Consider the following 14,727-nt stretch of genomic DNA (forward strand, 5'->3'; position numbering starts at 1 on the left):
AACGCAAATCAAGAAAGACAGGTGCCATGATCTCGATCAAGACCCTGCTGGCCTCGGCCGCGCTGCTGGTCGCCGTTCCGCAGGCCGGGCATGCGGACATCCTAGTCGGCTTCGTCACCGGCCTCAGCGGACCGGTGTCGTCGATCGGGATTCCGAACGCAAAAGGGATCGCGGCCGGTGAAGCCTACGTCGGCGAAGTCGGCGGTGAGAAGCTCCGCGTCATCCAGCTCGATGATGCATCCGATCCCACGGCGTCGGCGCGCAACGCGCGCAAGCTCGTCGAGCAGGAGAAGGTCGACATTCTGATCGGCACCTCGGGTGCGCCGCAGACATTGGCGATGGCAACCGCCGCGATCGAGATGAGGGTTCCCATGATCGCGGTGTCGCCGATCGCGCCGGTGCCGCCGGGCGATGGTGGGCCGTGGGTGGTGCAGACGCCGCAACCGACGCCGCTTCTGGTTCAGGGCATCGTCGATCACATGAAGGCGCGCGGGTTGAAGACCGTGGCGTTCATCGGCTTCTCGGACGCCTTCGGCGACCTCATGTACGACTCGCTGTCGCAGAGCGCCAAGGCGGCCGACATCAAGGTGATCGCCAACGAGCGCTACGCCCGGTCGGATTCGTCGGTGACTGCCCAGGTGCTGCGCGCGTTGGCGGCGCGGCCCGACGCCATCATGCTCGGCGGCACCGGAACGCCGGGTGCGTTGCCGGTGATCGCGCTGTCCGAACGTGGCTACAAAGGGCCGCTCTACGGCAACCACGGACTGATCAGCGCCGATTTCCTGCGGCTCGCCGGCAAGGCCGCCAATGGAATCATCTGCCCGACTGGACCGGTGACCGCGGCCGAGCAGCTTCCGTCCAGCAATCCGATTCAGAAGGTTGCGCTGGATTTCCGCGCGGCGTTCGAGAAGGCCAACGGCGAGCCGCCGACCGACTCGTTCTCGTCCTATTCGTTCGATGGCTGGCTGGTGCTCGTCGATGCGGCCAAGCGCGCGCTGGCAACCGGCGCCAAGCCGGGTTCGCCGGAATTCCGCGCCGCGCTGCGTCAGGCGCTGTTCGCCACCAAGGAGCTGGCCGGGACGCAGGGCGTCTACACCTACACGCCGGCGGATCGGCACGGTGTCGACGGTCGCTCGCGTATCCTGGTCCAGATCGAGGACGGAAAGTACAAACTGCTGCCCTGATGGAGCGAATGTCGGAGAGCGACATGCAGGCAGGCGCCGGCAAGACGACGGAGCAGGGCGGCGCGATGCCGGCCTGGGCGCGCGCGGTCGATCTGTTTCCGCCGCCAGACAGGATCCTGTCCACCATCCTGACGCGGCAGGCGGAGCGTTATGGCGATCGCGTCCTGCTGGTCGCCGGGGAGGCGCGCTGGAGCTACGCGCAGGCCGCCGCGATCGCGTCCGCGTCCGCCCAAACGCTGGTCGACGCCGGGATCAATCCCGGCGACCGGGTCGCGCTGATGTGCTCGAACCGTGTGGAATTCCTTCAGGTCTATCTCGGCTGCGCGTGGCTCGGTGCGATCGTGGTGCCGATCAACACCGCGCTGCGGGGATTGCAGCTGTCCCATATCTTTCGCAACGCGCGGCCCGCGCTCCTCGTGGTCGAAGCTGCGTTGCTTGACGCGATTGCGACCGTGGATACCGATGTCGAGCTGCCGTCACTGAGATGGACGACCGGGTCTACCGCTGAGACGCAGGCGGCGTTGACGCCGTTGCCCGCGCTTGGCGATCGCGCCCCCGCGGCTGCGGTGCGTCCCGGCGACACTGTTGCCATCCTCTACACCTCGGGCACTACGGGGCCCGCGAAAGGCGTGTGCTGTCCGCAGGCGCAATTGTTCTGGTGGGGCATCTATTCGGCGCGTGCACTGGGAATCCGCGAGGGCGACGTGCTGTTCACGACGCTGCCGCTGTTCCATACCAACGCGCTGAACGCGTTCTATCAGGCGATACTGAACGGCTGCACCTACGTCCTGGAGCCGAAATTCTCGGCGTCGGGCTTTTGGGCGGCCGCGCGCGCGCATCACGCGACCGTCGGCTATCTGCTGGGCGCGATGGCATCGATGCTGCTGGCGCAGGGCGCAACGGACGACGATCGCGCGCACCGGCTTCGCGTCGCGCTTGGCGGCGGCGTGCCGGAGCACATCCACCAGCCGTTCCTCGGACGGTTCGGCGTGCCGCTGGTCGACGGCTATGGATCGACCGAGACCAACTTCGTGTTCGCAGGATCGATCCCGTCGAACCGGCCGGGGACGATGGGCTATCTGGCCGATGGCGTCGAGGCCCGCATCGTCGACGACAACGATTCGGAGTTGCCCGATGGACAGGCCGGCGAGCTCGTGCTTCGTGCCAGAGCGCCGTTTGCGTTCGCCACCGGCTATTTCGGCATGCCGGAGAAGACGGTCGAGGCCTGGCGAAACCTGTGGTTTCACTCCGGCGATCGCGTGGTCCGCGATCCCGACGGTCATTATCGCTTCATCGATCGAATGAAGGACTCGATCCGCAGGCGCGGGGAGAACGTATCCTCGTGGGAGGTCGAGCAGACCATCCAGTCACATCCGGCCGTTGCGGTTTGCGCTGTTTACCCATTGCCGTCCGAACTGGGCGAGGACGAGGTCGCCGCCGCAATTCTGCTCGAGCCCGGCCAATCGTTGCAGGGCGTCGAGCTCGTCAGGCATTGCGAAGGGCGGATCGCCTATTTTGCGATCCCGCGCTATGTGCGCATCATGAGTCAGATGCCGCTGACGGAGAACGGCAAGATCAAGAAGGTCGCGCTGCGTGACGCCGGTGTGACCGCGGATACATGGGATCGCGAGGCGGCCGGCATTCGCCTGCGGCGCTAGAGGCCCTCTCAGACGCGTTTTCTTCACGCGAACCGGTACCCACTTCGCTTGAAAACGCGATCGCTTACGGCTTCTGCATCGCGTCCTTGACGGCGCTCTTGAGCGCGTCGAGCTCGCCGGTCAACCCGTCGAGACGGTCGGCCGGGAATCCCGCCAGCAGCTCGGCCAGCCACGAGCCATGGCTCTTGGCCATACGCCTGAATGCCTTCCGGCCCTCGACGGTCATGCAAACGATCTGCACGCGCCGATCCAGGTTGGACGGCGTGCGGGTGATGAAACCGTCCTCGACCAGGCGATCGACGATGGGGGTGAGGTTTCCGGCCGACACCATCAAGCGCTTCGGCAGCTCGCCCAGCACCAATCCGCTCGGCTCGCGGTCGAGCTGGGCCAGAACGTCGAAGCGCGGCATCGTGAAATCGAATTCTTCGCGGAACCGGCGCCGCAGTTCGGTCTCGATCAGAGTTGAGCAGGCAAGCAACCGGAGCCACAACCGTGTCTGAGCCCGGTACTCGGCCTCCTGGTCAATCCCGCTCCTGGCGTCCTTGGGCGAAACAGGTGGAGACTCCTTCGCGAGTGCCAAATTCAAATCTCCCGGGCATCCGGCGGCCTTGATCTCATCGCAAGATAGTTCGTGCCAAAAGTAAATTCAAGGCTCGGTGCGGCCGTGCCGGATCGGCGCTGCGATGCAGGGAATCCGCGATATCTGGCGAGGGCCCGACCCTCTCGCGGTGTGCCGACTTGCGTCTTGATGGTCTCCTGACCGAGATAGGAATTTTATACTTAAAATAAAATGCGGGCGCTTCGGCCAGGGTGCCGGCTTTACTCAAAAGGGGTGCCCACAATGGGATAATTGTGCGTCCATCCCCCAGGGGTCACGATAGCGCGGTCTTTGCTTGTCGTAGTGCTGTAATTGGCACCACGGTCGCGTTCGGCGACGTGGCAGCCATGATCAAACGCGAAAGTCGCGTCTATGGTTGTCCAAAACGAGTCCGAGCCCGCTCCGCCCACGCCACCCAGGTCTGGAAAGGGGTCCCGAAAGGGAATGAAGGCTGTCCTTGCTGTCGCCATCCTTGCTGTGGCGGGCGCGGCGGCTGCCAAGAACTGGGGAGCGGTCGAGATTTTCTCGCATGCCGTGGCGCAGAAGACGTTTGCGACGCTGGGTGCCCAGCGCAACAAGCCGGCTGAGCCCGCAGCGCAGATCGCTGCCGTCACGCCGACGGAGCCGGTCAACGTTCCGGCGGTCACGGCGGCCGTACCGAGCGTCGCGCCTGCTTCGCCTGTCCCTGAGCAGGCCAAGCCGGCCGGCCCGGCGCGGGATGCGTCGGCCGGAGATCTGTGCGGCATCGGCGACAAGCTCACGCTTGCCTTCTACGAGCGGGTCGATGTCGAGGAGGATAAATGGGGGCGTTCGTCGAGTTCGGCCCTGCGCGGTCTCGTCCAGCGCCCGGAATTGAGTGGCCCGTACGCCGTGCAGGATGACGGCACGATCTCGGTCCCCTTGCTTGGCACCATTCGGGTCGCCGACCGGTCAACCCAGCAGGTTCGCGCCGATTTGGCTGACAGCTTTGATCGACTGCTCGGCCGCAAGGGCGTGGTCAACATCCTGTCGGTCGAGCATGCGCCGATCTATGTGCTCGGGCCGGTCAAGAATCCCGGCTCGTACAAATTCACTTCCGGCATGACCGTGCTGCACGCGATGGCGCTGGCGGGCGGGCTCGACCGGGGTACATCGGAGCCGTGGCAGAAGATCGAAGCGGTGCGGGAAATCCTCAAGCGCAGTGCTTCGGCCGATGCGATGCTGAAGCTGTTGGCGCGCGTCGCGGTGCTGAAGGCCGAACGCGACGGCACCGAGCCCAAGATTCCGCTTCGGCTGATCGAAATGGCGGGTGCGACCGAGGCCGCGAACATGGTCCGCGAACAGGGCGATCGGCGCAAGACCATCGCCACGGCCCGCGCGAACCGCGAGCGCGCGCTGCAGACCGCGCTGGAAACGGCCAAGCAGGATGTCGTCGTGTATGGCCGCATGGATTCGCTCGACGACCTCGTCAAGCTGCGCCAGGAGCGTGTCAACAGCATGCGTGCGCTTGCCGACCGCAATGTCATCAGCGCAACGGTGTTGAATCAGGTTCAGAGCGAATTGACCGATGCCGAGCAGCGCCGGCGCGACGCGCTCAATCAGTACGCGACGGCCAAGCAGCGCCTTGCCACGCTCGAAGCCGAGGGATTTCGAATCCAGGCAGACATCAGGAACGACCTGGAGCTTGAGATCGAGGCCATCGAACGCCAACTTCTCGACAATCAGCGCGACTTCAACATGAGTGAAGGCGTGCTCAGCACGTTGCCCGCGACCCGTGCCCAATTCACCAAGGAGGCAAGCCGGATCACGTACCAGGTGGTGCGGCAGACGCCGGCCGGACCGGTTGGTATCGAGTCGCAAGGGATGACCGTGCTGCAACCGGGCGATCTCGTGAACATCATCGTCAACGAGGGCGAAGCGAAGGCCCCGGCGAGCCAGGCAAATGCGAGCCAACTCAATTCGACCCAAGTCAATTCGACCCAAGTCAGTTCGCCCCAAGTCAATTCGCCGGCCCCAACAGCATCACCGGCCGATCGCCCCTCCGTTGGGCGAGCCACCAGCCGACAGGAGACTGGCCAAGCGGCTGCCGATCAGGCGACCGCCCGAAATTGATGCCCGGCAGGACATCATCCGACGGGCGTGCCGCCTGGCCTTCTCGCCAGGCATCCCACGGAGTTACCCCGACCTAGACATGGCGTCTGCAGCACGGTGCGAACATGCTCGGGGATCGCCGCGATAGCCGTTGGAGTTTTGGGAAAATCGACAGATGGCAGCACGTCCTGATGTCTCGGTCATCGAACCAGAACCCGATCGCGCGGCCTCCGTCGAGCAAGCCAGACGCGATGATGCGCTGATCGACGTTCGCATTGAGCCTTTGCAGGACATTGCCGGACTTGAGAGCGCCTGGACGGAGCTCGAGGCGCGGGCGCCGCATTCGTTCTATCTGTCCTGGCTCTGGGTCGGCACGTGGCTCAGCCATCTGCCGCGCGGTGCGCAACCACATGTCCTGACCGCGCGGATGTCCGGGAGAATCGTCGGATTGGCGATCGTTTGCCGGCGGACGGTGTGGAGCTTCGGCCCTCAAGGTCGCGCGCGCTGGCTGCTCCACGAGACAGGAGACGCGCGCTTCGACCGGCTGTTCATCGAATACAACGGCATCCTTGCCGAACGCGCTTGGACCGCTCCCGTCGAAGCAGCATGTCTCGAGGCTCTTGCGCGCAGCTTGAGCGTCTCTGACGAGCTTGTCCTCTCCGGAATCAATTCCGACGTCGAGGCGACCGCTTCCCGCGTGGCCACCCGCGCCGGACTTCTGACCCAAGTGAGACAGGCAGACGTCGCGCGATGGGTCGACTTCACCGAGATCGGCGAGAAGAGCGGGGCATACCGGGCCTCATTGGGGCGCAACACACGACAGGCCGTCAGCCGCGCCATCAGGCTCTATGCCGAACGCGGCCCGCTCGCGTTTCGGGTCATGGAGACAACGAGCGAGGCGCTTGCCGCCTTCGATGTGCTGGCCGGCTTTCATCAATCGCGCTGGGGATCCAAGGGATCCTTCGCCAACTCTGGCTTCCGTCCCTTTCATGAAGACCTGATTGCCCGCGGCGTGCCGCGCGGAGCCATCCGTATCTCGCGAACGCTGGCCGGCGAGCAGACAATTGGCGTGCTGTACAATTTCGTGCATGACGGTCATGTCCTGAATTACCAAAGCGGCTTTCTCTATGAGCCGGACGGCCGGCTGAAGCCCGGTTTGGTCAGCCATGTGCTGTCGATCGAGGACAGCATGTCGCGCGGCGAGCGCGGCTACGATTTCCTGGCGGGCTTTGCCCGGCACAAGTCCCAGCTTGCCAATGCCGAGCACGCGATGATTTGGACCGTGGTCGGCGCGGACACCATGGAGCGCCGCATCGAGGCACGGGTTCGGCGCGCCAGGCAGGCGCTGGGACAGCTGCTGCGAAAGCCGGCGGGTGCGCCCACAGCCGCGCTGCCGACCGGAGATGGTGATGGCGGTTCGCCTCGCGCCGTTCCCGAGCCATGAATGGCTTCGCGAGAGATAACGTGGCCCGATTGTTGGAGCGGAATCCGCCACAGGGGGCCGTGACGTCGGATGCAGCTCCGACAGCGGTCGTGCTGGGCGGCGGCGCCAACGGCCTGTCGCTCGTGCGCAGCCTGGCGCGGGCCGGGCTTCATCCCATGGTGGTCGTCGACACGGCATACGACATTGCCTCGATGTCGCGATATGCACGGCGCGCGGTCGTCTCAGGCTTTGAAGGAAAAGGCTTCGTGAGCGAGCTGCTCCGGCTGCGGGCAGCGATGCCTCACGGGGCCGTCCTGTTCTTTGCCGACGACCGTCCGCTTCTGACCGTGTCGCAGTATCGCGACGCCGTTGCTCCTTGGTTCAGCTTCGAGCTTCCATCGCATCAGCTGCTGGTCGACCTGACCTCGAAGGAGCGATTTTTCCAGTTGGCGCAACGCAGCGGCTTTCCGGTTCCGGCAACCCATCTGGTGAAAAGCCGCGACGACCTGTCAGTCCTGCCCGGGCTACGGCTGCCATTATGCGTGAAGCCGAATAGTCGGTCTCCCGCCTATGATGGCTCCTTTCAGAAGGCCTATCGTGTCGAAACACTGGCCGAGGCCCAATCGCTCTGCGCGCGCGTGCTGGACGTTGTCGGGGAGGTGATCGTTCAGGAGTGGATCGAGGGCACCAACGATGCGATCTACTTCTGCCTGTGTTACCTCGGGCCGGGGGCTCCGGTCTGCTTTACGGGCCGCAAAGGTCGCTCATTTCCGCCGCAGACCGGCTGGACCGCGAGTTGCTGGGCTGCGCCGGAGGCTGCCGCGGAGCTCGAGGATCTCACGATCCGCTTCTTCCGATCGGTGGGACTGACGAGCGGCTTCGCCAGCATGGAATACAAGCGCGATACGCGTGATGGAAGCTTTCGGTTTGTCGAACCAACCGTTGGCCGAACCGATCTGCAGGTGGAGCTGTCGGCCGTGTGCGGCGTCAATCTCTGCCATGTCGGCTATTGCGACGCGGCCAAGCAATCGCGGCCGGCATTGAAGCTCGACCCGACCCATGTCTGGCGCGATGAGTTCAGGGATTTCCTCGCGGCGCGAATGCTCGGCACCGGCTGTTCCTATCCGCCGGGGCACCGGATTCACAACGCCTATTGGCGTTGGGACGATCCGGCTCCAGCGCTGCTCGAGGTTGCGCAAACTGCGAGTAATTCGCTGCGCCGCTCGATGACGCGCGTTCTCAAGACCAAGGCGATTTCGTCGCCCACGAACAAGCGCGCAGGCTGATCGTCTCCGTGTTGCTCAGGTCTGGAGCGGCGACGACGTCGGGCCCTGAAGTACCGGGTCGGCGTTGGCGACCAGCTTGGTCGCCGACGTCAACCAGAGCGCCGCTCCGATCCCCTCGATGCTGACGGCAAGCGTCCAGCCGAGGACCAGACCGTGAAGTCCACCAAGCTTCGCGCCCAGGATGGCCGCGCCGAGCTCCAGCGCGCCGCCCAGCGCGAACCAGGGCGCCGCCTTGAGCATCCTGTCGGTCAGCCGCGCCAGCGTGCAGGCATGGAATTTCAGCGTTGATCCGAGCAGGCTGAAGCCAAGCAGGCTCAGGCTCGAACCGGCGATCTCGGGATAGGCCGGATTGAAGACGGCCAGGATCTGCTGGGAATAGGTGAAGACGAACACGGCGCAGACCAGCGAGAACAGCAGCGATACCGTCAGCGACACCATGATGTCGTGCCTGGATTGTTTCGGGCTTGCCCTGACCACGGGGAACAGGACCATCGCCAGCGCTGCGGGAATCAGGGAGGCGACCGAGACCAGCATCCAGACCGCCACAAACGCGGCATTGGTGGTCGGCGACAGCAGCACCAGCACGAGATAGGGCATGATGAGGGCTGGCGTCAGCAACGCGGAGTCGAGGGCGTAATGGTTGAAGACCCGGCGACGGTGCGTGAGCAGCAGTTTGAAGTCGGGAGGCCCGACCAGGCGGCGCGCATCTCCCCTGGTCAGAAGGTCAACGCCGATCCAGGCTGCCAGCGATCCGGCCACCCAGGTCCAAAGCAGCGCGGTCGGCGTGGTGAAGCCAAGACCGGCCGCCGCGGCAAGCAGCACCAACTTGAAGATGGAGAACAGCACCAGGCGGATCATCCTGCGGCTGCTGCGCAGAATGCCGACGAACGCCTGATCGCCCAAGATCGAGAGGTTGCCGAGGCCGCAGCCGATCACGAAGGTCAGGCCCGCGAACCAACTATCGATCGATCGATGCGATCCCATCAGCAGCGCCTGCCCGGCGACGAACAACAAGGCCAGGCTGACCGTCAACACCAGGCCGACGGACGCCGCTGCCGCGGTGAGCCCGGGTTCCTTGCCGGGATGCCGGACGAGCTCGCCCGTGAGCAGGGTCGCGAGCCCACCTTCGCCGAGCACGCTGACCAGGCTCATCACGGCCAGCAGGCCCGAGGCGACGCCCATTACATCAGGCGGAAACAGCCTTGCGGCGAGCCACCAATAGACAAAGCCGAGCGCAGACGTCGCCACCGTTCCGGTCGCCAGCGCGCCGGAGTTCATGACCAGGGCGGCGCTCTTTTGCAGAGCCCCGCGCAGCCGCGCGATGGCGCTTCGGGCGAAGCCTATCGGCACGACGGCTCTCCGGAATCCCGGTATGCGGCGACAGCGACGTCGGCCGGTGCTGCGCGGAGCACATCCCGGTAAACCTGCTCGATCCGTGACACCACCGCGCTGGCCTTGAGGCGTCCCACGCGGGCGAGGCTCGTGGCCTCGAGGCGGGCCAGCAAGGCGCGGTCGTCGACGAGCGCCTGCATCGCCCTGGCCAGCGCCGGCGCGTCGCCGGGCGGCACCAGAAGTCCGGTCTCACCGTGGTCGACCAGATCCGGCATGCCGCCGATATCGGTTGCGACCACCGTCTTGCCGCACGCCATCGCCTCCATGATCACGGTTGCGCACGCCTCCGGTCCGGTCGACGGCAGCACGCCGAACAGCGATCGCCGCCAGGCATGCATGATGGCGGAGTGTGGCCATGCGCTGAAGGTGCGGACGTTTGGCGGGAACGCGGTCGGCGTATCGGCGAGGCGGCGTCCGATCAGCACCAGCGGCGGCGCTCCTTTCAATTCGGCATAGGCCCTGAGCAGGACGTCGATGCCCTTGAGACGCATCATGTCGCCGACGAACAGGATGAAGCCGTCCTCCGGCAACTCGCGCAGGCAGGGGTCTTCCGGACCGGGCACTTCGACATCGTCGGGCACGAAGTTCGGGATCACCTCGTAGGGCGCGGGGCCGTTGACGAGGCCGGTGTGACGAGCCACCGCGTGGCTCACGGCGATGAAGCGGTCCACGATGCGCCGGGCAGCGAAGCTCGATGCCCAGTTGCCCAAGGTGGTCACAGTCGCCTTCGCCGCGCCATAGTGCCTGCTCGCGCAGGGCAGGCACTTCCCCGGCGCCGGACCGCTGCACAGCTCGGTCCCGAGATGCATCAGGTTCTTCTTGGCGCAGACCAGGCCGTAATCGTGCTGCGTCACCACGAAGCGGGCGCCGCTCAGGGCCTTCAGCGGCAGCAGGGAGGCATAGATCCAGTTGTGGGCGTGGACGACATCCGGCCGCTCGCGGTCGATCAGCCGCTTCAGGGCGAGCATCAGTTCGGGATCCGGGAAGGGCGGCGCGTGCCGGCGCTCTTGATCGGCATGCAGTCCCGACAGCCGCTGCAGCGTGCCGCGCAGCCGATGGACGCGGATCGCGCCGTCCAGCTCGGTCTCCGGCGATCCCGGCCGCATCAATGTCCCGACGCTCACATCGTGGCCGCGCTGCGCCAGCGCCGCGCCGAGATTGCGGACATGGCGTTCTTCGCCGCCAATGACCGGCGGATAGAATTGCGACAGCAGCAAGATGCGCATGACCGTCTCCGACTCAGGTCCCCGGCACCAGCGCCGAGACCCTGCGATAGAGCTTGTTGTCGGCCGGCCGGTAGAGCCGGGCCTCCGCTAGCTGCTTGGTGGTCAGGATGGGCACGGGGATCTTCCGCACCCACGTGTCACCAGGCGCAATCGTCAGCGAGCGGAAGACCGCGAACGGCTTGCCGTCGAGGGTGATATCCAGATCGTACTGCTGAGCCTGGGTTTCTGCGCTGCGCACGCCGATGACGAGTTGGCCCGGATCGCTGCTGGCCGGCGGCAACATCCAGAATTCGGTGTATTTGAACTGCCGCTCGGCGGCCTGATCGTGGATCGCCAGAGCGTAAGCTCCGGTCGCCACCAGCATCGCCAACGCGACCGCGGCGCCTTGCCAGGGCCGGATTTGCAGTGGACCGAGCCACGCCGGTTTGGATGCGACAGCGTCGTTGCCGGCCGGTCGCAGCATCGCGGCTGTCGCCACCGCCAGGTACCAGAAGGCCCAGCCAAGCGACGTGAGCGAGCCGATCGCGTTCAGGACAAAGCCACCGGCGACGGTGACAGCGAGGCTCGCCCCGATCGAATAGGCAAGGTGTTCGGACAGCGACGTGGTTCTTACGCCGATCGCGCGCAGCACGATGTGACCGGAAATCAGGAGGACCATCGGCACGCCGAGGATGGTACGCAGCAGCATGCTGTCACTGACCGCAACCGCGGCCAACGTGGCTCCTGCCCAGATGCAGGCGCCGAGCAAGTCCCGCTTGTCAGGGCGCGCCATGCAGTCCTCTCACATTGTAGATGATGAGATAGCCATTGTCGTAGGTGCGCGTGACACCCTTGACGTCATTGAACTTCAGCAGCTCGGCAGCCGTAAGCCGGGTTCCTTGCTCCGATTCCCACGGCTCGAAGTAGAAGCCGAGGACCGGCGGCGCGGTCGTCAGGCGGAGATCCACCACCAGGTAATCGAGGTCGCTCCTGGCGAGGGCGTAGAGCTCGTCGGATCCGAGCTTGTCATGCCTGAAGGCGCGGGCGGCAAAGATGCCCTCGCTGATCTTGGTTCTCACGTCCTGCCGGCCGTAGCCTGCGAGCAGCAGACGATTGACCCGATCGCCGGTGAAGCGGTTGCCGGGCCCGAGCCATTCCTTGGTCCAGCGCGCCGTTTCGATGCCCATGTGCTCGATCGATTGCGAGTCCGACGCCACCTTGTAGGGACCGCGGATCGGCTCGAGCGAGGCCGCCGTGACGCCGCCCAACACGATGACCGCGAGTGCCGCGCACGGGCCGATCAGGCGCCACCCGCGTGATGCGCGGCCCTGCCAGAAATGGATGATGCCGACCGCGACGACCAGCCCGACACCGATGAAGACGAACGTTCCCATCCGGTTGCCGATCTGCCATCCGTTGACGGTCAAGCGGAATGCGATCGAGATCGGAAACCCGCAGGCCAGCACGGTGAGCAGCACCACGCGGCTGTCACGCCAACGCCGTTTCAGAATGCCGTGAATTGGCAGCCAGCCGGCATGCAGATAAGGCGGCGCCGTCATGGCCAGCGATCGGAAGAAGCCCGTTGCCAGCCCGAGGGACAGCAACAGGATGGCAAGCAGGGTGGTCAAGCGCATGCCGAGCGGTTGGCTCGGTGCGCCGAGGTGCTCCGACGGCGGGATGCCGGTGCCGAAGATCTTTCCCATCAATGTCTTGAAGCCGGTCTCGATCACGGGGCCGACATAACCCGTGAAGGAGCTTCCGCTGGCCATCACCCACAGCAGGGGGAGCGTGATCGCGAGCACCGCAGTGAGGCCCATCGCAATCCGCGCCTCGAGCCGCAGCGAGACGTCTCGCCGCAACGCCTCCAGGGCTGCGAGCATTCCGAGATAGATGGCGACAAAGGCCGCCGTGAGGTGATGCGTGACCGCAAGGCTCGCCAGCAGCAATGCGATCAGGCCGAGCGCAGCGGATTTTTCTCGCCCGACGAGATCCTTCGAGGCAGCCTCCACCGCGAGGATCAGCATGCACAGCACGAAGCCGAGGCTTTCATAGGAGAAGCCCGACTCGAACACCACGAAGGTCGAGCAGCCCATGTATGTCAGGCAGGCGAGCGCCGCGATGCGCGCCGACCCGGTGATCCGTTCGTAGAACAGGAACAGGGCCGCCATCAGCGTGCCTTTCAGGACCGCCAACAGGATCGACGCTGCGGCAAATATCGACAGGCCGGTGAGCTTGACGATGGCCGTCGTCACGATTTCGAGGGCGGGATACGCCGACGCGATCGGCAGCAGCGGATTGGACAGGAACAGCCGGTGTCCGGTCGCGAGGTCTTCGGCTGAAGCCCAGTGCAGGAATTCGTCGTGGTGAGCGAAGCCGGTCGGCGAATAAACGGTCTTGAGATAGAGCAGGGCTTCGGCAAGCAGGATCAGAACAAACAGACGCTCGCTCCGGGCCACATTCGGCCACGCGATGCGGAGGCTGGTCGGAACGACCGCCAGGACGACGCCGGACCAGAACAGCAATGGCGCCACAGCATCGCCGCGTCGCCCGGCGCCATGTCCGGCCACAATCAGCAGCAGGCCCATCGCCACGACCAGGCAAAGCGTCGCGATCCATCCGGGGTTCGCGGGCTCCGGCGTTGCATCGGCGCTGCTGCCGCGCAGGTCAGGGCCGATGACGGCGAGGCAGGATTGCAACCAGCTTCGCACCGGTATGACCGCGATATCGGCGTTGGAATGAACGCGTGTCATCCGCCCCGTGCCCTCGTCGCAGATCGCAGGCCCAGTGCGCCGTCATGTGCAAGACTGATCGTCGACCGGTGACCCGAGACATCACGATAGACGTCGCTCAGGGCTTGCGCGCAGGCGTCCCAATCCGGCAACGCCAAATCCGGGATTTCTCGCGGAGCTTCGAGCTCCTCGGCCATAGCGGCGGCGGTCGTGCTCGGGCTCGCGTTCAGCGGAAGCGCGCGGCACAGGCCGTTGGTCGCGAGCTCGCGCAGCCCGGACGTGTCGCTGACAAGGACCGGCCGGCGCAGCGATAGCGCTTCCATCACGGCGACGGGATGCGCTTCGTAGTCGCTCAGCAGCACGAACAGGCCGGCGCTCGCCAGGAGGTCGGCCATCTTCTGCCGCTCCGAGCCCGGGATGCCCGCAATGGTGACCCGATCGTCAAGGCCAAGCCTGCCGACGAGACCGCGCAATTCCTCTTCATAGGGCCCCGTGCCGGCGATGCGCAGACGTACGTTCGGCATCCTGCGGCTCAACTCCGGCAACGCCTCGATGATCCGATGATGGCCCTTGTAGCGCTCCAGCCTGCCGCTCGAGACGATCAGATTGGGATCGACCTTGACGCCGGGACTGGCGGCCGGCATCGCGGCGCCGTTTGGGACCACCACAAACCGTTGACGCGGAATGCGCATCGCCGTGCTGAAGAAACTGGCCTCGAATTCGGAGACCCCGATCAGCTTTGCGGCCTTCGCCACCAGCGGACGGAGCAGGGCGCGCTGGGTGCTGCGCACCGCGTTGCGCAGCGGCGAGGAATGCCCGCCGCTATGGAAGGTCAGGACGAACGGGGTTTTGGTGCGGACGGCGGCGAGCAGCCCGATCGGGCTCACAAACGTGTTGTAGCCCTGAAAATGGATCAGATCCCAGCTGCCGCGCCGGATCGCGGTGTAGACCTGTGGCGCCAGATACAGATCCAGTTCTCTCGGCCAGGCCGGCACGCGCCGCACGTGCATCCCGCGGACGTCCTCCTCAACCGGAAATTTTCCCGAAGGATCTGTGGTGAGCACGTCGACCGAATAGCCGCGCGCCACCAGGCGGGGGCCGACCTCCTGGATGTGGGTTTCGATGCCGCCGACGAACGGGTAGCAGCGAGCGGCAACCATCAGGATTCGCATTCGGCTGACC

Annotated in this window: 11 protein-coding genes; 5 read left to right on the top strand and 6 right to left on the bottom strand. The window is 65.4% G+C overall.

What is annotated here, in order from left to right; all coding sequences use genetic code 11:
* The first annotated feature begins 26 nt into the window (after nucleotides 1-26).
* Both JQ616_RS37315 and JQ616_RS37320 read left to right on the top strand, forming a co-directional pair.
* Nucleotides 27-1,184, top strand: a complete 1,158-nt coding sequence (locus JQ616_RS37315; RefSeq protein WP_212023175.1) for an ABC transporter substrate-binding protein — start codon at nucleotides 27-29, stop codon at nucleotides 1,182-1,184.
* 23 nt (nucleotides 1,185-1,207) lie between these two features.
* Complete coding sequence (locus JQ616_RS37320; RefSeq protein ID WP_249137818.1) at nucleotides 1,208-2,842, top strand: ATP-dependent acyl-CoA ligase; 1,635 nt, start codon at nucleotides 1,208-1,210, stop codon at nucleotides 2,840-2,842.
* A gap of 64 nt (nucleotides 2,843-2,906) precedes the next feature.
* Here the strand turns inward: JQ616_RS37320 and JQ616_RS37325 are convergent, their stop codons facing one another.
* Nucleotides 2,907-3,422: a MarR family winged helix-turn-helix transcriptional regulator gene (locus JQ616_RS37325; protein WP_212023177.1), complete on the bottom strand. Its 516-nt coding sequence runs from the start codon at nucleotides 3,420-3,422 to the stop codon at nucleotides 2,907-2,909.
* Nucleotides 3,423-3,884: 462 nt separating this feature from the next.
* Here JQ616_RS37325 and JQ616_RS37330 point away from each other — a divergent pair, with 462 nt between their 5' ends.
* The 3 genes from JQ616_RS37330 to JQ616_RS37340 all read left to right on the top strand — a co-directional run bounded on the left by JQ616_RS37330 (nucleotide 3,885) and on the right by JQ616_RS37340 (nucleotide 8,219).
* On the top strand, nucleotides 3,885-5,531 hold the full coding sequence (locus JQ616_RS37330; RefSeq protein WP_212023178.1) for a polysaccharide biosynthesis/export family protein: 1,647 nt from the start codon (nucleotides 3,885-3,887) through the stop codon (nucleotides 5,529-5,531).
* A 130-nt stretch (nucleotides 5,532-5,661) separates the two neighbouring features.
* A complete protein-coding gene (locus JQ616_RS37335; protein WP_249137820.1) occupies nucleotides 5,662-6,954 on the top strand; it encodes a GNAT family N-acetyltransferase in 1,293 nt (430 codons plus the stop codon).
* 20 nt (nucleotides 6,955-6,974) lie between these two features.
* On the top strand, nucleotides 6,975-8,219 hold the full coding sequence (locus JQ616_RS37340) for a hypothetical protein (RefSeq protein WP_212023179.1): 1,245 nt from the start codon (nucleotides 6,975-6,977) through the stop codon (nucleotides 8,217-8,219).
* Between the two features lie 15 nt (nucleotides 8,220-8,234).
* Here the strand turns inward: JQ616_RS37340 and JQ616_RS37345 are convergent, their stop codons facing one another.
* Genes JQ616_RS37345 through JQ616_RS37365 form a run of 5 tightly spaced genes read right to left on the bottom strand, consistent with a single transcriptional unit; the run spans nucleotide 8,235 to nucleotide 14,705 of the window.
* Entirely contained in the window at nucleotides 8,235-9,569 is a 1,335-nt protein-coding gene (locus tag JQ616_RS37345) for a hypothetical protein (RefSeq protein WP_212023180.1), read from the bottom strand.
* On the bottom strand, nucleotides 9,560-10,837 hold the full coding sequence (locus tag JQ616_RS37350) for a glycosyltransferase family 4 protein (protein WP_212023181.1): 1,278 nt from the start codon (nucleotides 10,835-10,837) through the stop codon (nucleotides 9,560-9,562). The genes JQ616_RS37345 and JQ616_RS37350 overlap by 10 nt, the downstream gene beginning before the upstream one ends.
* Before the next feature lie 13 nt (nucleotides 10,838-10,850).
* The gene (locus tag JQ616_RS37355) at nucleotides 10,851-11,609 is read right to left on the bottom strand and encodes a hypothetical protein (protein ID WP_212023182.1); all 759 of its coding nucleotides are present in this window, start codon (nucleotides 11,607-11,609) and stop codon (nucleotides 10,851-10,853) included.
* Nucleotides 11,596-13,566 carry a hypothetical protein gene (locus JQ616_RS37360; protein ID WP_212023183.1) on the bottom strand — a complete coding sequence of 657 codons (1,971 nt, stop codon included), beginning with the start codon at nucleotides 13,564-13,566 and terminating at the stop codon, nucleotides 11,596-11,598. The genes JQ616_RS37355 and JQ616_RS37360 overlap by 14 nt, the downstream gene beginning before the upstream one ends.
* Nucleotides 13,563-14,705, bottom strand: a complete 1,143-nt coding sequence (locus JQ616_RS37365) for a glycosyltransferase family 4 protein (RefSeq protein ID WP_249137822.1) — start codon at nucleotides 14,703-14,705, stop codon at nucleotides 13,563-13,565. The genes JQ616_RS37360 and JQ616_RS37365 overlap by 4 nt, the downstream gene beginning before the upstream one ends.
* Nucleotides 14,706-14,727: the final 22 nt, after the last annotated feature.

This window comes from Bradyrhizobium tropiciagri, assembly GCF_018130545.1.
Classification (GTDB): Bacteria; Pseudomonadota; Alphaproteobacteria; order Rhizobiales; family Xanthobacteraceae; genus Bradyrhizobium; species Bradyrhizobium tropiciagri_A.